The sequence below is a fragment of the Streptosporangium nanhuense genome (assembly GCF_059358815.1).
In genome coordinates this window covers 74,053-97,594 of sequence record NZ_JCADBG010000021.1, presented here as the reverse complement: position 1 = coordinate 97,594, position 23,542 = coordinate 74,053, and the positions used below count along the sequence as shown (strand labels likewise).

Annotated in this window: 18 protein-coding genes, 2 tRNA genes and 1 other RNA gene; 14 read left to right on the top strand and 7 right to left on the bottom strand. The window is 73.2% G+C overall.

Features of this window, described 5'->3' with window-relative positions:
- The 3 genes from AC5L38_RS33130 (at position 1) to AC5L38_RS33120 (ending at position 1,245) form a co-directional block, all read left to right on the top strand.
- Positions 1-489, top strand: coding sequence for a tRNA adenosine deaminase-associated protein (locus AC5L38_RS33130; protein WP_495246747.1), 489 nt, complete (start codon positions 1-3; stop codon positions 487-489).
- A gap of 198 nt (positions 490-687) precedes the next feature.
- Entirely contained in the window at positions 688-1,131 is a 444-nt protein-coding gene (gene tadA / locus AC5L38_RS33125) for a tRNA adenosine(34) deaminase TadA (RefSeq protein ID WP_495246807.1), read from the top strand.
- 24 nt (positions 1,132-1,155) lie between these two features.
- Positions 1,156-1,245, top strand: a tRNA-Ser gene (locus AC5L38_RS33120).
- A 79-nt stretch (positions 1,246-1,324) separates the two neighbouring features.
- On the opposite strand, the gene AC5L38_RS33115 is transcribed toward AC5L38_RS33120, so the two are convergent.
- The gene (locus AC5L38_RS33115) at positions 1,325-1,627 is read right to left on the bottom strand and encodes a type II toxin-antitoxin system VapB family antitoxin (protein ID WP_495246746.1); all 303 of its coding nucleotides are present in this window, start codon (positions 1,625-1,627) and stop codon (positions 1,325-1,327) included.
- Between the two features lie 71 nt (positions 1,628-1,698).
- Entirely contained in the window at positions 1,699-2,565 is an 867-nt protein-coding gene (gene ypfJ / locus AC5L38_RS33110; RefSeq protein WP_495246745.1) for a KPN_02809 family neutral zinc metallopeptidase, read from the bottom strand.
- A gap of 458 nt (positions 2,566-3,023) precedes the next feature.
- On the opposite strand from ypfJ, the gene AC5L38_RS33105 reads away from it, so the two are divergent.
- Positions 3,024-3,620, top strand: coding sequence for a sigma-70 family RNA polymerase sigma factor (locus AC5L38_RS33105; protein WP_495246744.1), 597 nt, complete (start codon positions 3,024-3,026; stop codon positions 3,618-3,620).
- 214 nt (positions 3,621-3,834) lie between these two features.
- On the opposite strand, the gene AC5L38_RS33100 is transcribed toward AC5L38_RS33105, so the two are convergent.
- Positions 3,835-5,316 (bottom strand): LysM peptidoglycan-binding domain-containing protein, encoded by a 1,482-nt coding sequence (locus AC5L38_RS33100; protein WP_495246743.1) that lies wholly within the window; start codon positions 5,314-5,316, stop codon positions 3,835-3,837.
- A gap of 196 nt (positions 5,317-5,512) precedes the next feature.
- On the opposite strand from AC5L38_RS33100, the gene AC5L38_RS33095 reads away from it, so the two are divergent.
- The 3 genes from AC5L38_RS33095 to AC5L38_RS33085 all read left to right on the top strand — a co-directional run bounded on the left by AC5L38_RS33095 (position 5,513) and on the right by AC5L38_RS33085 (position 12,440).
- Positions 5,513-7,507 carry a putative T7SS-secreted protein gene (locus tag AC5L38_RS33095; RefSeq protein ID WP_495246742.1) on the top strand — a complete coding sequence of 665 codons (1,995 nt, stop codon included), beginning with the start codon at positions 5,513-5,515 and terminating at the stop codon, positions 7,505-7,507.
- A gap of 117 nt (positions 7,508-7,624) precedes the next feature.
- Positions 7,625-7,918, top strand: coding sequence for a WXG100 family type VII secretion target (locus AC5L38_RS33090; RefSeq protein WP_362837936.1), 294 nt, complete (start codon positions 7,625-7,627; stop codon positions 7,916-7,918).
- A gap of 112 nt (positions 7,919-8,030) precedes the next feature.
- Positions 8,031-12,440, top strand: coding sequence for an FtsK/SpoIIIE domain-containing protein (locus AC5L38_RS33085; protein WP_495246741.1), 4,410 nt, complete (start codon positions 8,031-8,033; stop codon positions 12,438-12,440).
- A gap of 101 nt (positions 12,441-12,541) precedes the next feature.
- Here AC5L38_RS33085 and AC5L38_RS33080 read toward each other — a convergent pair whose 3' ends face one another.
- Both AC5L38_RS33080 and AC5L38_RS33075 read right to left on the bottom strand, forming a co-directional pair.
- Positions 12,542-13,177 carry a hypothetical protein gene (locus AC5L38_RS33080; RefSeq protein WP_495246740.1) on the bottom strand — a complete coding sequence of 212 codons (636 nt, stop codon included), beginning with the start codon at positions 13,175-13,177 and terminating at the stop codon, positions 12,542-12,544.
- On the bottom strand, positions 13,177-13,455 hold the full coding sequence (locus AC5L38_RS33075) for a hypothetical protein (protein ID WP_389908676.1): 279 nt from the start codon (positions 13,453-13,455) through the stop codon (positions 13,177-13,179). The genes AC5L38_RS33080 and AC5L38_RS33075 overlap by 1 nt, the downstream gene beginning before the upstream one ends.
- A 158-nt stretch (positions 13,456-13,613) precedes the next feature.
- On the opposite strand from AC5L38_RS33075, the gene AC5L38_RS33070 reads away from it, so the two are divergent.
- Both AC5L38_RS33070 and AC5L38_RS33065 read left to right on the top strand, forming a co-directional pair.
- Positions 13,614-14,312 (top strand): hypothetical protein, encoded by a 699-nt coding sequence (locus tag AC5L38_RS33070; RefSeq protein WP_495246739.1) that lies wholly within the window; start codon positions 13,614-13,616, stop codon positions 14,310-14,312.
- A gap of 141 nt (positions 14,313-14,453) precedes the next feature.
- On the top strand, positions 14,454-17,366 hold the full coding sequence (locus tag AC5L38_RS33065) for an AfsR/SARP family transcriptional regulator (protein WP_495246738.1): 2,913 nt from the start codon (positions 14,454-14,456) through the stop codon (positions 17,364-17,366).
- A 53-nt stretch (positions 17,367-17,419) separates the two neighbouring features.
- Here the strand turns inward: AC5L38_RS33065 and AC5L38_RS33060 are convergent.
- Positions 17,420-17,508: transfer RNA gene (locus AC5L38_RS33060), tRNA-Ser, on the bottom strand.
- Between the two features lie 108 nt (positions 17,509-17,616).
- On the opposite strand from AC5L38_RS33060, the gene ffs reads away from it, so the two are divergent.
- Positions 17,617-17,712, top strand: an RNA gene (gene ffs, locus AC5L38_RS33055) — signal recognition particle sRNA small type.
- A gap of 29 nt (positions 17,713-17,741) precedes the next feature.
- The gene (locus AC5L38_RS33050; RefSeq protein WP_495246737.1) at positions 17,742-20,036 is read left to right on the top strand and encodes a DNA polymerase III subunit gamma and tau; all 2,295 of its coding nucleotides are present in this window, start codon (positions 17,742-17,744) and stop codon (positions 20,034-20,036) included.
- A 202-nt stretch (positions 20,037-20,238) separates the two neighbouring features.
- Here the strand turns inward: AC5L38_RS33050 and AC5L38_RS33045 are convergent, their stop codons facing one another.
- Positions 20,239-21,720, bottom strand: a complete 1,482-nt coding sequence (locus AC5L38_RS33045) for a helix-turn-helix domain-containing protein (protein WP_495246736.1) — start codon at positions 21,718-21,720, stop codon at positions 20,239-20,241.
- Between the two features lie 329 nt (positions 21,721-22,049).
- On the opposite strand from AC5L38_RS33045, the gene AC5L38_RS33040 reads away from it, so the two are divergent.
- The 3 genes from AC5L38_RS33040 to AC5L38_RS33030 are packed head-to-tail and all read left to right on the top strand — an operon-like array spanning position 22,050 to position 23,532.
- The gene (locus AC5L38_RS33040) at positions 22,050-22,403 is read left to right on the top strand and encodes a YbaB/EbfC family nucleoid-associated protein (protein ID WP_350968708.1); all 354 of its coding nucleotides are present in this window, start codon (positions 22,050-22,052) and stop codon (positions 22,401-22,403) included.
- 3 nt (positions 22,404-22,406) lie between these two features.
- Complete coding sequence (recR, locus tag AC5L38_RS33035; protein ID WP_362688050.1) at positions 22,407-23,006, top strand: recombination mediator RecR; 600 nt, start codon at positions 22,407-22,409, stop codon at positions 23,004-23,006.
- Positions 22,999-23,532, top strand: coding sequence for a DUF5063 domain-containing protein (locus AC5L38_RS33030; protein WP_495246735.1), 534 nt, complete (start codon positions 22,999-23,001; stop codon positions 23,530-23,532). The genes recR and AC5L38_RS33030 overlap by 8 nt, the downstream gene beginning before the upstream one ends.
- Positions 23,533-23,542: the final 10 nt, after the last annotated feature.

Here is a 23,542-nt window from a genome sequence, read left to right as displayed (position 1 = left end):
ATGCCCTCCAGACCAACCAACAGTGTGTTCTCCGCCGCCTTCGTCCGTACGACGGACGGTTGGAACGGTGCGGAGGTCGACCTCGGCGAGGCGGAGATCGCCGACGATCTCGGCGACGCCGTCCAGGAGCATCTGGGGCTCACCGGTGACGAGCTGGCCCTGTTGTGCGTGGAGGTGGAGGACGAGTGGTTCGCGATCGTCCGCTACCAGGGGGACCTGGAGCCGCGCACGTTCCTGTCCGACGCCAACGCGGGCCTCTCCGACGACCTGGGTGAGCTCTTCACCGAGCTCGCCGGGGTGGCGGTCGACAAGGACACCCCTGATCTCGGTGTGCGGCCGGCGGGTGACTTCGAGCTGCTGGAGGACCTCGGGCTGAGCTCGGAGGAGCTCGTCGAGCTCAGCATGGAGGAGGGCGCGCTCCCCGCGGACACGCTCTCGGTGATCGCCGAGCGGCTGGCCTTCGCCGACGAGCTCGACCGGCTGCGCTGACGGAGACGCCGTGACCGGCCCGACACCGGCGGGCGTGCTGACCGGCCCGACGCCGGCGGACATGCTCGCCGGTCCGGTGCCGGCGGGCCGCGATGAGTGATTCGGTGCCGGTGGGCGTGCGGTGAGAGGTCTGGCTCCGGTGGGCGTACGGTGAGCGATTCGGCAGGCGGCCTGGCGCCGGTGGGTTATGTCCGGGAGATGCGGCTCGCGCTGGCGCAGGCCGCCGAGGCCGGAGCCCGCGGGGAGGTGCCCGTCGGCGCGGTCGTCCTCGGTCCCGACGGTTCCGTGCTGGCACGGGCGGGGAACGACAGGGAGGCCTCGGCCGACCCCACCGCGCACGCCGAGATGCTCGCCCTGCGGCAGGCCGCGAGGTCGCGCGGCCAGTGGCGGCTGAGCGGCTGCACGCTGGTGGTCACCCTGGAACCCTGCACCATGTGCGCGGGGGCCGCCGTGCTCGCCCGGGTCGACCGCGTCGTCTACGGCGCGGACGACCCCAAGGGCGGCGCCGCGGGGTCACTGTGGGACGTGCTCAGGGACCGCCGCCTCAACCACCGGCCGGAGGTCCTCAGGGGCGTCCTGGTCGACGAATGCGCGGCGGTTCTCACCGAGTTCTTCACCGCTCGCCGGATGCGCGAGCAATAGCGGTTATCCGGTAAGCTGCTCCGCGGTGGAGTCGCCTAGTGGCCGAGGGCGCACGCCTCGAAAGCGTGTGATGGGGCAACCTATCCGTGGGTTCAAATCCCACCTCCACCGCCACGGGAAGAGCCCCCGATCCGCACACGCGGGCCGGGGGCTCTTTCGCGTCTCACCGCGGTGATCCGCGGGTGGAAGGGGCTCAGTCCCCGGAGGGCAGGTCCAGGACCCGCGCGTGCAGGACCGAGCGCTGGTGCAGGGCCGAGCGCAGCGCCCGGTGCAGGCCGTCCTCCAGATAGAGGTCGCCGCGCCACTGGACCACGTGCGGGAACAGGTCGCCGTAGAAGGTGGAGTCCTTGGCGAGCAGGGAGTGCAGGTCGAGCACCGCTTTCGTGGTGATCAGGGTGTCGAGCCGGACCTGTCGCGGCGGTATCTGGGCCCACTCGCGATGCGAGAGACCGTGTTCGGGATAGGGCCGTTCGTCGCCGACCAACTTGAAGATCACGGTATGTAGTTTAGGAGAGAATCCCGCCGCTTGCCCGGCGGGTTTCTCTCGTCCCAGCTCAGAGGCGGTTTTCAGATGTTCCCGGCGAAGGTGTCGCACTTGCCGGGGTCACCGCTCTGGTAACCGGTGGTGAACCACTTGACACGCTGCGCCGACGTCCCGTGCGTGAACCCCTCGGGGCTGACCCGGCCCTGGGTCCGCTCCTGGATGCTGTCGTCGCCCACGGCCGAGGCGGCGCTGAGCGCCTCCTCGATGTCCGTCTTCGTGAACGGCTTCTCGAACAGGCCGGTCTCGTAGGCGTTCTTGGCCCAGGCGCCCGAGAAGCAGTCGGCCTGCAGCTCCAGCCGGACCGAGCCGCTCTCCGGGCCGCTCTCCGGACCCTGCTGGGCCTTGGCGTTGGTACCGAGCAGGTTCTGGACGTGGTGGCCGTACTCGTGGCCGATCACGTAGGCCTGGGCGAAGGGGCCGCCCTTGGCGCCGAACTTGCTCTCCAGCTCCTTGAAGAAGCTGAGGTCCAGGTAGACCTGGCGGTCGGCCGGGCAGTAGAAGGGGCCGACGGAGGCGTCGGCGGCCCCGCAGGCGGTGTCGACCTGGCCGGAGAACATGACGGTCTTGGCCGGCTCGTACCCCTGGACCGCCTTAGGCCAGTAGTCCTGGATGCTGTTGACCACCCCGACCACCCGGCACTCCTCGTTCTGGTCGGCGTCCTGCCCGGTCTTGCACTGGGCGGTGAGGTCGGAGCTCGGACCCACCGGAGCCGGCTGGGAGGAGCCGCCGGTGACGCCACCGAGGTCGACTCCGAACACCAGGGCCACGATGAGCGCGATGATCCCCGCCGCGCCGCCGCCGATCGCGAGACCGCCACCGGGGATCCTCCCCCCACCGCCGCGACTCTCGACCTGCGAGCTGTCCAGCTGGGCGTCATCCTTGAAATCCATCGCCGACGTCCCTTCGATCCGCTTGGGGCCCTCCGACTGCCCAGGGGAGGGCCGACCATGCCGACGGGGCCGGACACCCCCTCGGGGGAAGGCACCGTGGCTCGGGTGATCACTCGGGTGATCAGGTGACCGGGGCGGGATGCCCTCGGGTCCCGTCTCGTCCACCGGGCCGCGATCCGGCGACCGGATGGGGCGGACTTCTCCCTTCGCTGTCTTGGACATTCCCCCCACGAATCCATCTACGCGACTGGACGGCTGGTCAGGGCCGGTGAGGCGGCCGGAACGCGGCCCTGCCCGGCGATCCGGGGGCCGTACCGGTTTCGGCACTTTCTCGGCACGAGGGTTCGCCTATTTTCTGCTCTCGCGCACGGTACGGGGCCTCCCGTGCCGTGCACCGATCACACGGCGGCCCGGGTCCGCCCGCGACGGCCTCGCCCGTGGCCCCTTCGGAAGAGAAGATGAAGACGTCCCAGCTGCGCGTACCGCCCGCCGTCCCGCCGGAAGCCCTCCCGCGGGGGTCCACGTCACCGGAGACCTCGCGGGAGCACCACCTCGGCCTTCTCGTGCGCGAGCACGAGAAGGCGCTACTGGCCTACACGGAGAAACTGCTGCACGACCGCCACCTGGCCGAGGACATCGTGCAGGAGACCCTGATCCGCGCCTGGCACCACGTGGAGCGCCTGCACGACTCCCGGGGGTCGGTACGCGGCTGGCTGCTCACGGTCGCCAGGAACCTGGTGATCGACCGGTCCCGGAGCGGCTTCCACCGCTACGAGGTGATCGGCACCGACACCCTGGAGGTGCTGCAACGCGACCACGCGGACATGGTGGCGGCGACGGTGACGGTCACCGGGATGCTCGACTCGCTCTCCGCGGAGCACCGCGAGGTGCTCGTCCACACCTACCTGCGGGGACGCACCGTGAGCGAGGCGGCCAAGGTCCTCGGCATACCGGTCGGCACGGTGAAGTCCCGGCAGTACTACGCGCTGAACCACCTGCGGGCGCACGAGAGGCACGAGAAGCACGAGAGGTACGAGAGTCCGAGGGCGGCCTGAGCCCGGGGCGGCCGGCCCGCCGCGTTCCACGCGATCACGCCGGGGCCGCTGCCGCCGGCCGCGATCACACTGGGGCCGTCACCTCCGGCCGCGATCATGCCGGGGCCGCTGTCGCCAGGCGCGATCATGCCGGGGCCGCTGTCGCCAGGCGCGATCATGCCGGGGCCGCTGTCGCCAGGCACGATCACGCCGGGGCCGCTGTCGCCAAACGCGATCACGCCGGGGCCGTCACCGCCAGGCGCAGGACGGGAATCTCCACCGAGCCGTCCGGGGCCGCCCGCCAGCGCCAGTGGGCGCCGTCGGCGTCCCCGCACACCAGGGCGGTCCAGCCGGCCCCTCCGGGACCGCTCAGCGCGGCCAGGTCCGCGCTCTCCCGCGCCGCGGGCGTGCCGGGCACGACCAGCAGCGCCTCCAGCGGGCGGGGGCGGGCCGTCGCCCGCAGCGTGCCGGTCCCGCGCGCCGCGACCGGCATGCCCGCGGCACGCCGCCCGGAGGGCTCGACCCTCGGCATGGCGGGGGGAAGGGGGACGGCCAGGCCGTCGGCCACCTGCATCACGGCCACCGGCACCGCCGGCCTGTCGCGGGCCACCCCGGCGAGCAGCCCCCGCACGACGTCGCGGGCCACCCCGCGGTCACCGGTGACGCTCAGCGCCCCGTCCAGCCGTCCGAGGTCCACGAAGACCTTCCCGCCCCGCTCGTCCACGCCCACCGCCACCAGGCACGGCGCGGGGACGTCCGGGCGGGGGGCGGCGGGGCGTGCGAAGGCGCCGGCCGGGCGCCACCAGCGTCCCTCGCCCAGATCCTGCCAAGGGGCCGGTGGGGCGCCGGGGGTCGCCACCCACGCGGTGACCCCCTCGTCGCCGACGGAAACCGCGTGCACGGCACGGGTTCCGGGGCCGGTGAGTTCGGCCAGCGCCCCGTAGGCCACCCGCGGGGACTCCCCGTCCCCCTCGAAGGCCGTCGTGAGCGACCTCCTGAACCTGAGCCTGCGCGCCCGGCGGACCGGTTCCCCGAGGCGGTGGATCGCGCGCGCCAGCGCGCCGAACGCGCGCCGTACCCGCCGCCTGGCCATGATCGCGGCGGTCAGCAGCGCCAGCAGCAGGGTGCCCAGCCCCGCGAGCGCGGCCGGCAGCGGGAGCACGATCGCGGCGGAGTCCTGCGGCGGGGGCCGGACCCCGGCGGGCGCCGTGTCCGCCGCGCCCTCGGGCTGTCCCGTGTCACCGGCCTGTCCTGTACCACCGGTCTGCCCTGTGTCGCCGGTCTGTCCCGTGTCGTCGCCGGTCTCCTGGGCCAGCCGCACGTCGGGGCCGCGCGCGTCCGCGGGGAGTTTGAGGATCCAGCCGGCCCTGAGGTCGGCGGGGTCTCGCAGGGCGGATCCGTCGGCCTGGGTGCGCCCGCGGTTGAGCTCGAAGATCTCGCCGGCCCGGTTCGGGTCGCCCAGGGTGCGCGCGGCGGCGTTCGCCAGGGTGTCCGGCGTCCCGCCGTTCTGCTCGGCCGTCTTGACCACGTACACCTTGACGAGGTCGTCGCTCCTCGCGGCCGCCGTCCCGCCGAGGCAGCCGAGGTAGAGGGCGGAGCCCAGGGCCAGCAGCACGACGGCGGCCAGCCGTCGCAGGACCGCCCGCCCGCGCCGTCCCGCCCGTCCGGATCCCCTACGGGGCCGGTGGACCGCGCCGGAGCCGCCGCTCCTCACCATGTGGTTCCACCCATCTTCTCGGCGCCCGCCGTGCTCTGGTCAGGCACCAGGGGACTGGACGCCCCACCGCGCCTCACAGGGCACACGTGGCGGACGCGAAAACGGTTCGACGCGATTTCGCGTACGTCGGATTTGAACCTTTTGCAGTAAAGGCTCCGTGTACGTCGGGCAAGCAGTCATCATCCGGGGGGGTCAGGTGCCGCGACGACACAGCTCAGGGTTCGACGTGCTCGGCATGTCGGAGGACCCCACCCCTGGAGATCCCGACGAGATCCGGCGCCTCGCGGACCGCTACCGGCAGGTCGGGCAGCAGGCCGAGACCGCCACCCGGATCCTGGGAAGCGGCGGCGCGGTGGAGCAGGGCTCGGGAAAGGCCATGGACGCGCTGCGCAAGCAGCTGAAGTCACTGCCCGACAAGCTGAACAAGACGGCGCAGTCCTTCTCCCAGGCGGCCGGGGCGTACGAGACCTACGCCGGGCAGCTGCAGGAGGCGCAGTCGCAGGTGGACAGGGCGATGGACCAGGCCGGGCCGGTGGCGGGCGCGGCCGGCCAGACCGTCCCCGCCCTCGCACCGGACGCCACCGACCAGCAGCGGCAGGACGCGCGCCGGCAGCAGGACGGCATCGACGCCGCCCAGCAGACGATGTCGGCCGCCAGGCGCCTGGCCGAGGACGCCAGGAACCTCCGCGAGCAGGCGTCCCGGCGGGCGGGCCAGGAGCTCGACGACGCGGCGGCGAAGGCGATCCCCGAGCGCAACTTCTTCCAGAAGATCGCGGACTTCTTCGCGGACTTCCCGTTCGTCAAGATCCTTCTCGACATCCTCGTCGCGGTGGTCGCCGTCTTCTTCCCGGTGGCCGGTTTTCTCCTGGGCGCGGCGTTATTCGCCTTTCAGACCGTCCAACAGATCGTCACCGGCGATTTCAGGGCCGGTGACTTCGCGGCGGGGATCTTCGCCCTCGTTCCCGGTGGCGCCCTTCTCGGACTCGGCGGCAGGGCGGCCGGCAGGATCAGCCCCGCGCTGGCCGGTGTGGGTTCGTCGCCGGGAGGCTTCGTCCGCGTGATCCCCGGGAGCATCACCAAGTTCGCGGACACGATCGCCGACAGCAAGGCCTTCACGGTGATCTTCAAGAGCCCGGCCGGGAGTCTGGCCGTGGGAGCGGTCGGCGACTTCGGCGCACGGGTCGCCCAGGAGGCGATCGTCAAGACGCTCAACAAGGAGGAGATCACCGCGGGCAACCTGCTGGCGGGCGCCGCCGCGGGAGCCGTGGTCGGGGGGGCCATCAAGGGAGGGCGTGCCGCCAAGAACGACGAGTTCGCCGGGGGCGCCTTCACTCCCCCGCCCGCGAACCCCGCGAACCCCGCGAACCCCGCGAGCCCTCCGAGTGCGACGGGTGCCGCGGGTGCCGCAGGTGCCGCGGCCGGGGGCGCGGGCAAGGTCCCGCCTCCCAGCTTGGGGGAGAAGGCCACCGATCAGGGGCTCGGCCTGGTCCAGGAAGGCGCCTCCAGCGGCGCCAAGGTAGGTGTCGCGGTCGCGGAGGGCCAGGATCCCAATGCCGCGATCCTCAACGAGGCGGGCAACTTCATCCCGCTGGCGGTCGGCCCGGTGGGCAAGCGCGCCGCCTCGCAGGGCATCGACTCGATCATCCCGATCAAGGGCACCCCGCCACCGGCGCCCGCCGCCGCCAATCCGGCGAATGTCTCGTCGCCTCCGTCGCCGACGAATCCGAGCCCGCCTCCGTCGCCGACGAATCCCAGCCCGCCTCCGTCACCGACGGGTGGGTCCAGTCCTACTTCGGTCGATCCGGCGGATGTTTCGTTGCCTCCGTCGCCGACGAGCCCGAGTCCGCCTCCGTCGCCGGCGAATCCGAGTCCGCCTCCGTCGCCGGCGAATCCGAGTCCGCCTCCGTCGCCGGCGACCCCGAGCCCGCCTCCGTCGCCGACGGGTGGGTCCAGTCCTACTTCGGTCGATCCGGCGGACGTCCCGCTGCCTCCGTCGCCGACTAGCCCGAGCCCGAGCGCGAGTCCGCCTCCGCCTCCGTCGCCGGTGCCCCCGAGTCCGCCTCCGTCGCCGACGGGTGGGTCCAGTCCCACTTCGGTCGATCCGGCGGACGTCCCGCTGCCTCCGTCGCCGACGAGCCCGCCCTCGTCCGCCCAGTCCTCCCAGGGAGCCTCGGACTCCACCAAGCCGTAGGACATCCCCTCCCGCCCTCGCCGGCCATGCCCCGAAACCCCGGGCGGGTCAGGCAGGGCCTCACAGACCTCCACCGCCGGTGGACGGATGAAAAAACGATCAAAACAGGAGAGAACAATGCCCAACTTCGCCGTCAACTCCGACGAGACCGCCTCGACCTCCACCGCGCTCCTCAACGACTTCTCCCAGCTCCAGGACAAGCTCACCGAGGTACGCGGCAAGATCCAGAACCTGCTGGCCCAGGGGTACAGCACCCCGGCCGCCCAGCAGAAGTTCCAGCCCTTCTTCGACGAGTTCGCCCGGGGGTTCGACCAGGTGAACCAGTCGCTGCAGGGCATCGGCCAGTACGTCAAGGCCGTCGGCGACGCGTTCTCCCAGACCGACGAGCAGCTGGGTTCCAACCTGTCGTAACGGGACCGCCTGTCGTAACGGGGACCGGCTCCGTGTCCCGGGCCGGGACACGGCCGTCCGCGCGCCGCCGTCGCGGCGCGCCACACCACTCACATACGAGGAATCGATTGCCGTGCGTTTGAACATCAGCGTCCGGGACCCGAGGGAGAACGGGGACTCCACGGCCGTCGTCGTGGACACCGAACCCTCCGCGCGAGTGGGGCGGCTGGCCGTGGAACTGGCGCGGGCCGTCGATCTCGGACATCCCGAGGGCGATGGGGGCTCTTCGGGAACCGGGCCGGTCCTCTACATCGGCTCCGACCCGGCCGACCCCGAGGCCACCCTGTACGCCGCCGGCGTACGAGACGGCCTGGACCTCGGGCTCGGCGCCCCGGTACCCCGGGAGCCGGAGCCCGAGGGCCTGGTGGAGCTGAGGGTGGTCAGCGGCCCGGGGGCGGGAACGTCCTTCCGGCTGCCGCCCGGCGAGTACGAGATCGGCAGCGCGGCCACCTGCCGGATCCCGCTGCCCCCCGGAGCCCCGGCGATCGCCGCCGGGGTGCGTGTCCGGGTCGACCGGACCGTGCGGGTGACGGCGGCCGAGCACGTCCTGCTGGACGGCAGGGAGCCGGCCGGCGCCGAGGACTGGGACGACTGGCCGGAGGGAAGCCAGCTCGCCGCCGGTGACACCCTGCTGGAGCTGGCTCTGCCGACGACCGCACGAGTCCCCCTCACCCCGGCGGCGGACGGGCTGGGCCTGGAGTTCAACCGGCCGCCGCGTTTCCGCGCCACCGCCGCCGCCGCCCGCTTCCGGCTGCCGAGCGCGCCGATCAAGCCGGAGAAGAGGCCCATCCCGCTGCTGCCGATCCTGCTGGTCCCGGCGGGCGGCGCCCTGGTCTCCATCCTGGTCACCGGCAACTGGGCGTTCATCTTCCTCGCGCTGCTGTCGCCGATCGGCGCGCTGGCGACCCAGTTCGGCAGCCGCAAGCAGACGCAGATCAGCTACGAACAGAAGCTCCGCGAGTACGACGAGACCATGACGCGGGTACGCGCCGACGTGGACGCCGCCGTGCTGCGGGAGCAGCACGTGCTCCGGCTGTCCCACCCCGACCCGGCGTCCCTGCTCCAGATGGCCTCCCAGCCCTCGGAACGGCTGTGGGAACGCCGGTGGCAGGACCCGGACTTCCTCGAGGTGCGGGTGGGCACCGCCGATCTGCCCTCCTCGCTGACCGTGGAGGATCCCGCGCTGGACGAGCACCGCCGTACCACGGTGCCGTCGCTTACCCAGGTCCCCGTGCCGATCCCGCTGCGCGGCGCCGGGGTGACCGGCGTCGCGGGCCGGGACGCCGCCAACCTGGCCGGATGGATGGCGGCCCAGGCCGCGGCCCTGCACAGTCCCGCCGACCTGCGGATCCTGGTGCTCGCCGGTCCCGACGGCGAGGAGGGCTGGTCGTGGGTGCGCTGGCTGCCGCACTGCCGGCCGCAGGGCGAGGACGCCTACGCGCTGGTCGGCAGCACCGCCGACTCGATGGCCCGCCGGATCGGCGAGCTGGGCCAGCTGGTCGCCGCCCGGATGGCGGCGGGGCCAGGGGTGCCCCGGGGCGGTGCCGCGGGCTCGCCGGACATCCTGGTGGTGCTCGACCAGGCCCGCCGGGCGCGGTCGCTGCCGGGGGTCGTCGCGCTGCTGCGTGACGGACCCTCGGTGGGCGTCTACACGATCTGCCTGGACCGCGAGGAGCGGCTGCTGCCCGAGGAGTGCGCCGCGGTGGTGGCCATCGGACCCGAGGGCGTCCTGGTGCGCACCGGTCCGGGAGCGCCGCCGGAGAACGTGCGCGTCGACTCTCCCGACCCCGGCTGGTACGAGCACCTGTCCCGGGCGCTCGCGCCGCTGCGGGGTGTCGGGGACGGCGACGAGAGCGCGCTCCCCGGTTCGGTACGGCTGCTGGACCTGCTGGGAATCGAGCCGCCGACCGCCGGCGCCGTCGTCGCGGGCTGGGCGCTGGGCGGCCGCAGCACCCGGGCGATCCTGGGGACCGGCTACGACGGCGACTTCTCGGTGGACCTGGTCCGGGACGGGCCGCACGCGCTGGTGGCCGGGACGACCGGCTCGGGCAAGTCGGAACTGCTGCAGACGCTGGTCGCCACGCTCGCCGTGGTGAACCGGCCCGACGAGATGACGTTCGTCCTGGTCGACTACAAGGGCGGCAGCGCCTTCGCCGAGTGCGCCGACCTGCCGCACACCGTCGGCCTGGTCACCGACCTGGACACCCACCTGGTGGAGCGTGCCCTGGTCTCCCTGGGAGCCGAGCTGCGCCGCCGCGAGCAGTTGCTGGCGGCGGCGGGCGCGAAGGACATCGAGGACTACCTGGACAAGCGGGCGCGGGGCGGCGACGTGCTGGGCCCGCTGCCCCGGCTGCTGCTGGTGATCGACGAGTTCGCGTCCATGGCCCGCGAGCTGCCCGACTTCATCTCCGGCCTGGTCAACATCGCCCAGCGGGGCCGGTCGCTCGGCATCCACCTGGTCCTGGCGACGCAGCGGCCCAGCGGCGCGGTGACGGCGGACATCCGCGCCAACACCAACCTGCGGATCGCGCTGCGCACCACCGACGCGGGCGAGAGCCGCGACATCATCGACGCGCCCGACTCCGGCGACATCTCCCCCGGCACCCCGGGGCGGGCGTACGCGAGGCTGGGTCCGGCGGCGCTGCTGCCCTTCCAGGCGGGCCGGGTGGGCGGCCGTCGGCCGTCCGGGCTGGTCGCCGCGCAGGTGGAGGCGCCGGTGCGGGTCCACGAGATCAGCTGGCGCGAGCTGGGCGGGCCGGTGCCGCGCGGTGCCGGGGGCGCCGGTGCCGCGAGAGCCGAGGAGGCCGTCACCGACCTCGCGGTCCTGGCCGGGGTCGTCGCGGAGGCCGCCCTGGTGGCCGGCGTGCCCAGGCAGCCCAGCCCGTGGCTGCCGGCGCTGCCGGAGGTGCTGCGCTGGACCGAGCCCGCCGGGCCCAAGCCGCAGGGGGAACGGGACCCGGCACTGCCCGCCGTGGAGTACGGCCTGGTCGACCTGCCCGCCGACCAGGCGCGCAGCCCGCTCGTCCTCGACCTCGACCGGTCCGGCCACCTGCACGTCATCGGCTCGCCGCGCAGCGGGCGGTCCCAGACCCTGCGGACCCTGGCCGCCGCCCTCGGCCGGGCCCACGGCGTGGAGGACGTCCACCTGTACGGCATCGACTGCGGCAACGGGTCCCTCAACGCGCTGGCCGCGCTCCCGCACTGCGGCGCGATCGTCGACCGCAACCAGACGGAGCGGCTGGACCGGCTGCTGGACCGCCTCACCGCCGAGCTGAGCGCCCGCCAGTCGCTGCTCGGCGCGCGCGGCACCGCCGACCTGGCAGAGTTCCGCAAGATGGCGCCGGCCGGCGAGCGGCCGCCGCACATCGTCGTCATGGTCGACCGTTTCGAGGTCTTCGAGCGGGAGTTCGTCTCCTTCGACAACGGCAGCTACCTGGAGCGGCTCATGCGCCTGCTGCGGGACGGCGCGGGGGTGGGCATCCACCTGGTGCTGGCCGGTGACCGCGTGCTGGGTTCGGCCCGTTTCGCGGGCACCACCGAGGACAAGATCGTGCTGCGGCTCAACGACCGTACCGACTACTCGGCGGTCGGTCTCACGCAGCGGTCGGCGCCGTCGGACCCGCCTCCCGGGCGGGGCATCAGGACGCAGGACACCAGCGAGGTGCAGATCGCGGTCCTCGGTCCCGACCTCTCCGGCACCGCGCAGGCGTCCGTCCTCATCGCGCTGGGCGAGGAGCTGGCGATCCGCGAGGCCGACGTCCCGCGAGAGCGCCGGCCGATGCGCCTGGACGTGCTCCCCGACCAGGTGTCCTACCCGGCCGCGTCCGCGCTGCGGGCGAACCCCGGCCCGATGCGCCCGCTGGCCGGGGTCGGGGGCGACACCCTGGCCGGGCTGGGACCGGACCTGGCGGACGTGCCGACGTTCGTCGTCGCGGGGCCGCCCCGTACGGGTCGCAGCACGGCGCTCGTCACGATGGCCCGCTCCCTGCTGGAACAGGGGACGGGGCTGATCGTGCTCGCGCCGAGGCGGTCGCCGCTGCGCGAGCTGGAGGGGACGCCGGGGGTGGCGGCCGTCCTCACCGACTCCGAGGTGTCCGCCGCCGCCTTCCGCGCGGTGCTCGGCGACGTGCCGCAGGAGAACGCGGTGATCATGGTGGACGACGCGGAGCTGTTCATGCAGTCGGAGATCGACGCCGACCTCGCGCTCCTGGCCCGTGGCGGCGCCGGCAACGGGTGGGGGCTGGTCCTGGCGGGCAACGCCGAGGCGCTCTCCTACGGCCTCGCCGGCTGGGTCGGGCAGGTCAAGCGCAACCGCTCCGGGATGCTCCTGTCCCCGCAGAGCCTGAGCGACGGCGAGGTGATCGGCCTCAAGATCTCTCGTGGCCTGGTCGGGCGGGCCCCCCAGCCCGGCCGGGGCCTGCTGCACCTGGGCGACGGGACCCTGATCACCGTACAGGTGCCGAACACGGCGGTCAGCGGCTGAACGTGCCGGACGGGGGCGGGAACCGACCCCGCCCCCCGTGTCCCTGTCCGCCTGCGTCTGCCCGCCCGGTCTCGGGCTCGCGTACTCGTGCGAGCCGAGAGTCAGGCGCTCGCGGGCGCCTCGGCGGGCAGGAACCGGAAGGTGCCGCTGATCGCGTCGAACAGCTCGTAGACCTCTCCGGCGAGGGGGAGGTTGGGGCTCGCGCAGGTGACGATCAGATAGTCGCGCGCCGACCCGGGGATGGGAACCACGGTGTGCATGGTCAGCATCCGGATCGAGATGTCGGCGGTGAGCGGCGCCTCCTCGGTGCCGGTGATCCTGGCCACCTGCCCGATGTCCGGGAGCGTCACCGAGGAGACGGTACGGTCCGCGGGCTCCCCGCCGCCGTTACGGCTTCCCGGCCCGTTCGCGGCGGGCGGCGCGAGCTGGGCCGCGAGCACCGGGAGCGTCAGCTCGCGGCCCGGCGGCACGGTGACGGCGAAGACCATCGCGTAGCCGAGGAAGAGGCCGTCGTCGAACATGACGGCCGTACCGGCGGCGAACAGGGCGCCGCGCCGGCGGGCGGCCCTGCTGATCTCGCGGGCCTGCCGGAACAGGTCGTTGACCGCGATCTGCTCGCGAGGGCTGCCGGCGAGGGCCAGGGCGGCGGCGCGGGTCTCGGCGAGCACGCTCCCGGACAGGTCGAGGTCGGTCCAGGAGCCGGGGACGTCCAGCACGAAGCGGTCGACGGTCGTCATCAGCCACCCTCCAGGTGGGCCACGGCCTTGTCGTCGGTGTCCTTGAACGTCTCCAGGATCTGGTCGACGGCCTTCTTGATGGCCTCGCACTGCCGGTGCAGCTGCTTGCGGCCGTCGTTCCAGCGGCTCTCGAAGTGCTCACCCTGGTCGACCAGCGGGTATCCCACCGCCCGGTCGATGTCGATCCCGGACCTGTCGGTGTCGATGTGGTCGAGGACGAACCCGAGTGATCTCGACACCTCCTCCAGCTCCGATCCCGGAACTTTGATGTCGGCCATCGTGGCTCCCCTCGTGCGGTCGTGAACGCGGTCTGAGCGCGGTCGTGGGTGTGGTCGTGGGTGTGGTCTCCATGCGGAACACGAAAAATAATGCGATCGGGTTCATAAAAGGTCATATCTCCTTGAACCGAACGGGCCGCTCGCCGCGTGTTCCGCAGGTGACACTCGAAAGCAACAGCAGCAAGGCGCGCGGTCCGTACACCCGCGCGCTGGTCGTGACCGCCCTTCTCTGCGGCCTGGCAGGCGCCTCCGGCTGCGGCAAGGTCATCACGATCGGGGACGCCGCGCCGGCCGCCGGGTCGCCGTCGGCCTCGGCGCCCGCCACCCCACAGGCTCAGGCCCCCTCGACCCCCTCCGCCCCGGCGGCCGACACCGCGCCGCCGTCCAGTGGCGCGGCGCCGCAGCTGGTCAACGGTTCGGCCGCGGACAACGGCCTGACCGGCGACGGCGGGACGGTGAGGGGGGCGGCGGTCCAGGAGCGGCCGCCGGTCTGGGTGGAGCTCTCAGCCGTCACCTCCCCCGCGCTGGGCGCCCACCTGGTCGACGTCAATCAGTCGACGCTCTACAGGTTCGACAAGGACACGGCGGACCCCTCCCGGTCGAACTGCGAGGGTGACTGCGCCGTCACCTGGCCCCCGGTGACCGTCCAGGAGGGCGGCCGCGTCTACGTGGCCGGGGTCGATCCCTCGCACGTCGGGGCGATCCGCAGGAGTGACGGAGGGGTGCAGCTGACCGTCGGCGGGTGGCCCGTCTACCGCTTTTCCGGTGACGAGAAGCCCGGTGACGCGAACGGCCAGGCTGTCGGCGGCACGTGGTTCGCGGTGACCCCCCACGGCGCCAAGGCGATGTCGCGGTAGTATCTCGCTTCCCTAAAAAATATGGACAAATAGCGCATAATGGACATGGTTGGAGGAACGGCCGCGCTCCGGATCTCTCTGTGAGCGGGCGCTGACAGGGGGAAACCGATGCCGGGGGGCCGGGATGACGTCACAGAACCCATGCGTGAACCCGTGTGGTTCACGATCCTGGGGCCCGTGCACGGCCGGCGGGGGGACGAGGAGCTGGACCTGGGGCCGCCCCGGCAGCGGGCCCTGCTGGCCGTGCTGCTCGCCCACGCCGGATGTCCCGTCGGCCTGGCCGAGATCGTCGACATCCTGTGGGGCGAGGACCCGCCGGACAGCGCGGTCAACGTGGTCCAGCGGCACATCGGCGCGTTGCGGCGGCTGCTCGAACCGGACCTGCCGCGCAGGGCGGTGGGGCGGTGGCTGACACGCAGCGGCGGAGGCTACCGGCTGGACGTCGACGCCGGCACGCTCGACCTCCTGCGGTTCCGCCACCTCGTCGACCGCGCCAGGGAGGCCGGCCCTGACGGGCCGCGGGCCGGACAGCTGTTCTTCGAGGCCCTGGAGCTGTGGCGAAGACCGGCCGCCGAGGGGATCACCGCCGACGTACGGGCCCATCCTGTTTTCGTGGCGCTGGACCAGGAGTACCTCGCCGTGCTGAAGGAGGCGGCCGACACGGTGCTGCGCGGCGGCCCGGTGACCCCGCTGGTGCCGATGCTCCAGCAGGCCGCGGCGCTCAACCCGTTCGACGAGCCGCTCCACGCCCGGCTGGTGCTCGCCCTGGCGGCCACCGGCCACCGGGCCGAGGCGCTGGCCACCTACCGGGCGGCGTACGCGCGGCTGGCCGGGAAACTGGGCATCAGCCCCGGCCCCGAGCTGAGCTCCGCCCACGAGCGGGTACTCGATCAGACGGCGCCCGAGGCGCCCGAGGCGCCCCCGGCCACCCCGGACACGGACACCCTGGCCACCCTGGCCACCCCGATCGCCCCGGTCGCCACGGGTCCGCCGCGCCCGGCCCAGCTCCCCGCCGACCTGCCCGCCTTCGCCGGCCGGCGGGAGGAGCTCGCCCAGGTGTCCGACCTGCTCCCGGAGGAGCCGCGGCTCGCGGAGGCCGTGACGATCATCGCGATCGAGGGGATGGCCGGGATCGGCAAGACCACCCTCGCGGTGCACTGGGCCCGCCGGGTCGCCCACCTGTTCCCCGACGGCCAGCTGTACGTCAACCTGCGGGGCTTCGACGCCGGAGGGAAGATCCTGGACCCGACCGAGGCGATCCGCGGATTCCTGACCGCGCTGGGCGTACCGTCGCGGGACGTCCCCGCCCGCCTGGACGACCAGACCGCGCTGTACCGCAGCCTGCTGGCCGACCGCAGGATGCTGGTCCTGCTGGACAACGCCTGCGGCACCGAGCAGGTACGGCCCCTGCTCCCCGGCGCGCCCGGCTGCCTGGTCATCGTCACCGGCCGCCACCACCTCTCCGGCCTGGTGGCCGCGGAAGGCGCCCGCTCGCTCACCCTCGGGCTGCTCTCCGACGCCGAGGCGCGGGAGTTCCTCGCGCTGCGGCTCGGCGCGGAGCGGGTGGAGCTCGACCCCGTCGCCGTACAGGAGATCATCGACCTGTGCGCCAGGCTGCCGCTCGCGCTGTCGGTCGCCGCCGCGCGGGCGGCGAGCCGGCCGGCCTTCCCGCTCGCCGTCATCGCCGCCGAACTGCGGGGGGTCCACGGCAGCCTCGACGCCTTCAACTGCGGTGACGGACCCGACGTCGGCGCGGTCTTCTCCTGGTCGTACCGGGCGCTCCCCTCGCCCGCCGCCCGGCTGTTCCGCCTCGTCGCCCTGCATCCGGGACCCGGCTTCAGCGTTCCCGCCGCCGCCGCGCTCGGGGCGGTCCCCGTCCACCAGGCGCGCCTGCTGCTCGACGAGCTGACCCGTGTCCACCTCCTCGTCGAGCACGCCTCCGGCCGCTACGGCTGCCACGACCTGCTCCGCTCCTACGCCGCCGAGCGCAGCCGTGACCAGGAGACCGAGAGCCAGCGCCAGGCGGCGGTCCGCCGCCTGCTGGACCACTACCTGCACACCGCCCACCGCGCGGCCCTGCTGTTCTCCCCGCACCGCAACCCGATCCCCCTGACGCCCCCGGCGCCGGGGGTCTTCCCCGAGGAGCTCGCCGACCGCGAGCAGGCGGGAGCCTGGTTCACCGCCGAGCACGCCACGCTGCTGGCCGTCCTCGGCTCGGTCGCGGAAACCGAGTTCCGCGGCTACGCCTGGCGGCTGGCCTGGACCATGGAGCACTTCATGGACCGGCACGGCCACTGGCACGACCTGGTGACCTCGCAGCGCATCGCGCTCAAGACCGCCCGGCGGCTCGGCGACCCCATCGGGACGGCCCACGCGCACCGGGGACTCGCCCGCGCCGAGGCCGACCTGGGCCGCCACGACGAGGCGAGGCTCCACCTCGAACGGGCGCTGGCACTGTTCGCCGACGCGGGGGACGGCGACGACCAGGCGCACACCCACCGCCAGCTCGGCTGGGTCTTCGAACAGCAGGCCAGGTACGGCGGCGCGCTCGTCCACGCCCGGCGGGCCCTCATCCTGTTCCAGAAGTCGGGCAGGCGGGCCGGGCAGGCCGCGGCGCTCAACGCGGTCGGCTGGTACCACGCCCTGCTCGGTCACCACGAGCAGGCCCTCGGCCACTGCAGGCAGGCCCTCGTCCTCCTGGAGGAACTGGAGGACCACTACGGCCAGGCCGACACCTGGGACAGCCTGGGGTACGCCCACCACCACCTCGGCGACTACGAGCAGGCCACCGCCGACTATCGGCGCGCCCTGGAGTTGTACCGGCGGCTGGGCGTCCGTTACGGCGAGGCCGACACGCTCACCCGGCTCAGCGCGACCCACCTCGCGGACGGCCGGCGCCAGGAGGCCCGCGCGGTCCTGGAACAGGCGCTGGAGATCTTCGACGACCTCGGCCACTCCGACGCCGAGCGGGTCCGCGCCAGGCTGCGTGACCTCGACGGCTCTCCTGGCGTCCTTGCCGACGGCTCTTCCGGCGGTTCTCCAGGACAGGGGTGAGAGCCACAACGCCAGAGGGGCCGGACCGCGTGTGCGGTCCGGCCCCTCTCAGGTGGCGGAGGATAGGAGATTCGAACTCCTGAGGGGTTGCCCCCAACACGCTTTCCAAGCGTGCGCCCTAGGCCAACTAGGCGAATCCTCCGTGGAGAAGCTTACCCAACTTTCGGAGCGGCGCGGACCACTAATTTCCGACACCGACCACTCTGATCTTTTCGGATACCGACCACTCGGATCTGAGGCTAGACTGAGGGCCGACCCCTCGCGCGGCGTCATCCTGTGAACCTCCCCAGGGCCGGAAGGCAGCAAGGATAAGCGGGCTCTGGCGGGTGTGCGAGGGGTCTCTTCGTTGAGACCCCTCGCAGGTGGGATCGCCGCATGAGTCTTGCGCTGTACCGCAAGTACCGGCCCGGGACCTTCGCCGAGGTCAAGGGTCAGGAGCACGTCACCGATCCGCTGCGCCAGGCGCTGCGCAGCGGGCGCATCAACCACGCCTACCTGTTCAGCGGGCCCAGGGGATGCGGCAAGACCTCCAGCGCGCGCATCCTGGCCCGCTCCCTCAACTGCGAGAAGGGCCCGACCCCCGACCCGTGCGGGGAGTGCGAGTCCTGCGTGGCGCTGGCGCCCACCGGCCCCGGACACCTCGACGTCATCGAGATCGACGCCGCCTCGCACGGTGGCGTGGACGACGCCCGCGACCTGCGCGAGCGGGCCTTCTTCGCGCCGGTGTCGTCGCGCTTCAAGATCTACATCATCGACGAGGCGCACATGGTGACCCGCGAGGGTTTCAACGCGCTGCTCAAGCTCGTCGAGGAGCCTCCCCCGCACCTGAAGTTCGTCTTCGCGACCACCGAGCCGGAGAAGGTCATCGGGACGATCAAGTCCCGGACCCACCACTACCCGTTCCGGCTGATCCCCCCGGCCGCGCTGCGCGCGCTGATGGAGGAGATCCTCACCTCGGAGAAGGTCCCGTTCGAGCCCGCCGCGCTCCCGCTGGTGGTCCGGGCGGGCGCGGGTTCGGCCCGCGACTCGCTGTCGATCCTCGACCAGCTGTTCGCCGGTTCCGACGAGGCGGGCATCACGTACGCCCGCGCGGTCTCCCTCCTCGGCTACACCGACGGAGACCTGCTCGACGACGTGGTCGCGGCCTTCGCCGGTCGTGACGGCGCGCTGGTGTTCCAGGTCGTGAACCGGGTGATCGAGGGCGGCCACGACCCCCGGCGGTTCGCGATGGACCTGCTGGAGCGCTTCCGCGACCTGGTGATCCTGGCCAACGTGCCGGAGGCCGCCACCAGCGGGCTGCTCGACCGGCCCGGCGACGAGCTGGAGCGGCTCCAGGTCCAGGCGGCCTCGATGGGCCCGGCCGAGCTGACCCGCGCGGCGGAGATCCTCAACGCGGGGCTGACCGAGATGCGCGGGGCGGCCTCGCCCCGGCTGTTGCTCGAGCTGATGTGCGCCAGGATCCTCCTTCCCGGCGCCGCCCAGGGAGAGGCCGCGTTGCTCGCCCGCCTGGAGCGGCTGGAGCAGGGGGGAGTCGTCGCGGCTCCCGCCCCCGCCGCCCTCCCGCAACAGGCACCCACAGCCCCCGCACACCAGGCCCCCGCCCCCGCCCCGGTGGCCCACGCGGCGCCCCCGCCGCAGGCGCCCGCCGCCACGCCCGCCGCCCCCGCCGAGCGGTCCGGTGGTCAGGGCGACGACTGGCCGGTGGCGGTCAGGCCCGGCGCGCCGGCCCAGGGGCAGCAGGAACAGCGGGAACAGCGGGAACAGGGAGATCAGGCACCGGCCCCGGCCCAGCAGGCGCCCGCGCCGGCGGACCCGGCGACGGCGTCGGGTTCCGGAGCCGGGACCGTGCAGCAGGCGTGGCCCCAGGTGCTCGCGGCGCTCAAGCGGCGCAGCATCGTCGTGTGGGCCAACGTCAACACCAACGCCCAGGTCGTCGGGGTGGAGGGCAAGGTCGTCACCCTCGGGTTCGCCCAGGTCGGCGCGATGAGGAACTTCACCGGCGGCGGCAAGGACGCGGTCGTCGCGGCGGTGCTGCAGGAGGTCCTGGGCGGCACCTGGAAGGTCGAGGCCGTCGTCGGCGGCGGGCCGGCTCCCTCGGGCGGTGGCCGCCCGCCGGCTCCGAGGCAGCCTCCGGCCCCCCAGCACCCGGCCCCTCAGAACCAAGCTCCCCAGAGCCAGGCCCCCCAGAGCCAGGCCCCTCAGAGCCAGGCGTCGCAGGCACAGGCCCCGCAGTCCCCGCCTCAGGCGCCCGCTCCGGGGTCACCGCCCGCGCCCGCGGATTCGCGGGAGGCCGCGCCCAGGCAGGCGCCGCCCGCGACGGACGAGTCCTGGCCGGACGCCCCCCTGCCGGAGGACCCCGGCTCGCCTCCCCCGCAGAATTCCATGCCGGGTTCCATGCCGGGCTCCATGCCGGGCCCCGGCCTGGCCGCGGCCCGTTCGGCGGCCAGGGCGGCGGCCCAGGCCGGGCCCAAGGCCGCGGTCAAGACCGGCGCCAAGGCGGCGGCCTGGCCTGACGCGGTCCCGGCCCGAGGCGGCCGCGGCACCGCCCCCGACGCCGACGAGGTCGACCCGCTCAACGACGCGGACGCCGACGTCGACGCGCTCACCGGCATGGCCCTCCTCCAGCGGGAGCTGGGCGGCCAGGTCATCGGCGAGATCGACCACACCTGACGGGCGTACCGGGGAGGCCTCGTCCCGAGAGGCACCACCCGGGAGATCTCACCCGGCGGGACACCACCTGACAGGTCTCACCCGGCGAGGTGCCGGCCGCACAGGGCGACACCCGGTGAGCCCGCGCCCGGCAGGTTCGCGGGTCCGCCGGTCACGGTGAGCCCGCGCCCGCAGGTTCGCGGGTCCGCCGGTCGCGGCGGGCTCAGGGCAGGTCGACGCCGCTGAGGCGGATCCGGGCGGCCACCGCGCGGTGGTCGTGGCGCGGCAGCGCCGTGACGAGGCGTTCGAGGATCTGGATGTCGTTCCTGCCGTGCTCGGTCTCCGCGTAGGCCCACAGGTCCTCGGGACCTCCCCGCCGCAGCAGCCGGGCCCGCACCTGCCCCTCCAGCTCCTCGCGTTCGAGGCGCAGGGCGGGCGCCTCGGAGCGGGGCAGCAGGGGGCCGCGGTAGACGCGGGCGACCGGGGCGGCCTCGTCGGCCGCGAGCAGCCGCTTGAGCTCCAGGAAGTCGGCCTCCACCACGCAGGCCAGGCGGTACGGCTTGGCGGCGATCGTGGGACCGAGCTGGGCGCGGAGGCGGTGGATCTCGGCGCGGATGGTCACCGGGTTGCCCGCGTCGCCGTACAGGTGGAAGGAGAGCTGGGCGGCGGTCATGCCCCGGGGGTTGAGGGCGAGTATCGCGAGGATCTCGGCGTGGCGCAGGGAGAGCGACAGGCGGCTCCCGTCGAGGCTCGCCGAGGGGTGCTCGGCGCCGAGGAAGGTCAGGGTGAGCACGGGGCCCCTGGCCGGGCCCGCGAGGCGGAGCAGGAAGCCGTCGCCGTCGAGGGCCTCCAGGAAGGCGCTGCGCCCGTCGGGCAGGACCACCCGGTTGCCCGCCTCCGGCAGGCGTACGCGCGGGGCCCACTGCCGCGCGTCGTCACCGGCGATGATCCGGCCGGTCGCGGTGACCAGGGCGCCCGGCTCGCCGCGCAGCGCGCTCAGGTGCCGCTCGTGGCGACGCCTGAGCCGCTCGTCGCGTTCGAGCATGCGAAGCGTGAGGTGGCTCTCCGCCAGCCGCGCCGCGGCCTCGACGAGGGCGACGCTCGCCGGGTGCATGGAGCGCGTCGTGCCGCTGATGTCGACACAGCCCAGCAGGTCGCCGCTGTCGGGGTCGACGATCGGCGCGGCCGAGCACGACCAGAGGTGGAGCGCCCTGACCAGGTGTTCGGCGGAGAAGACGTGCAGAGGCCGCCGGGTGGCGAGCGCGGTGCCCGGGCCGTTGGTGCCGAACGCGCCCTCGCTCCAGTCGAAGCCGTCGGCCAGCCCCACCTCGTCGGCGCTCTCCATCGTCCGGTGGTTGCCGTCGCGCCAGAGCACCCTGCCGCGGGCGTCGGTGACGAGCAGGATCTGGTCGTCCGCGTCGACGGCCTCCAGGAGGGTTCCGGTGATGATCGGCAGGAGCCTGCTCATCGGGTGCGCCGAGCGGACCTCGCGGATGTCCTCGCCCTCGAAGGCGAGGGGGGCCGATCTGGCGTCCGGGTCGACCCCGGCGTCCAGCGACCGCCGCCACGACGCGGAGATCACGCTCCTGGGGCCCTCGCCCGCGGGCCGCTCGCCCATGATCAGCGCCTCGTGCAGGCGTCGCAGCCGTGACGAGTAGGAGTCGGGCCCGGCCGCCTGGACAGCTCCCCGGTGGCTGTCGCGCACATATCCCCCCGGAATAGAGCCGATGGCCGAAGCATCGGTGGTCCGGACCCCCGCCCGCAACCCGTTCGGCCAAAGAGGGTGTGCGAAGGGTGAGTGAACGATCGCAACGTGTGTGCAACCTCCGGAGGGCTACCTTCCGATCACACGCTGTCGTGTGCGGCCGCTCCGGCGCGTGTCGCGTCGGGTCTCGGACGTCTGGAGGGGGGCCCGGGGCCCGACGGGGGTTTAATCCTCATACTGGGGGAACGCGTGCTCGCTGCAGTACAACACCCGGCCCGAACCCCGTAGGCTCGTGACGACCGATGTCACGGACGAGGAGCACACCGACGGTGAACCCAGGGGATGTCAACCTGCAGCAGCTGCTGGAGCAGGCCCAGCTCATGCAGCAGCAGCTTGTGAGCGCCCAGCAGGAGCTGAACGACGCGGAAGTCGAGGGCTCCGCGGGCGGCGGCCTCGTCGTGGCCACGGTCAACGGCGGGGGCGAGCTGCTCGAACTCAAGATCAGTGCCGAGGCCGTGGACCCCGGCGATCCCCAGGAGACGGCCGACACCATCGCCGACCTGGTCATCGCCGCCATTCGCGACGCCGTGCGCGCCGCCGCCGACCTGCAGCAGGAGAAGCTCGGTCCCCTCGCGCAGGGGCTGGGCGGCGGGGGCGGGCTCGGCCAGCTTCCCGGGTTCTAGGTCATGTACGAAGGGGTCGTCCAGAACCTGATCGACGAGCTCGGGATGCTTCCCGGCGTCGGTCCCAAGAGCGCGCAGCGCATCGCGTTCCACCTGCTGGCCGCGGAGCCGGCCGATGTGAAGCGGCTCGCGCACGCTCTGCTGGAGGTCAAGGAGAAGGTCCGCTTCTGCCGGGTCTGCGGCAACGTCGCAGCGGAGGAGGAGTGCCGGATCTGCCGCGACACCAGGCGCGATCTCCACGTGATCTGCGTCGTCGAGGAGTCCAAGGACGTCGTGGCCATCGAGAAGACCCGCGAGTTCCGGGGCCGCTACCACGTGCTCGGCGGGGCGATCAGCCCGATCGACGGCGTCGGCCCCGACGACCTGAACATCCGAGAGCTCATGACCCGCCTGGCGGACGGCCAGGTCACCGAGCTGATCCTCGCCACCGACCCCAACCTGGAGGGGGAGGCGACGGCGACCTATCTCGCCCGTCTGGTCAAGCCGATGGGACTGAAAGTGACACGACTGGCCAGCGGTCTGCCCGTAGGCGGTGACCTCGAGTACGCCGACGAGGTCACCTTGGGCCGCGCGTTCGAAGGAAGAAGGCTCCTTGATGTCTGACGATGCGTGGAGCGCTCTCGCGGAACGGATCGCGGAGCACGCCAAGAACTACATCGACGGCCTGACCCGCCTGGCGGGCGGTGAGGGCGGCGACGCCATCCTGCCGCTGCTGCTGGTGGAGGTCGCGCAGGTCAGCTCGGCCGGCGCGCAGCTCGGCGCGAGCCAGGACGTGATCCTGTCGGGCAACTGGGAGCCGCACCTGGGCGAGGACCCGGACGTCGACGTCGTCCGCACCGCCCTCGCCGAGAGGCTGGGGCCGGTCGACGACTACGCCGAGGTCTTCGACCCCTACAAGGACACCGTGGTCACCCCGTACCGCCTGTCGGACGACCTGACGGCGGTGGCCGCCGACCTCCTGCACGGCCTGCGGCACCACAGGGCGGGGCGCCCCCTGGAGGCGCTCTGGTGGTGGCAGTACTCCTATTTCAACACCTGGGGAAACCACGCGGGCGCGGCGATGCGGGCACTTCAGGCGCTCGTCGCCCACACGCGGCTCGACGTCGCGGAGGAGCGCACAACGGTGTGATCGTCCACAT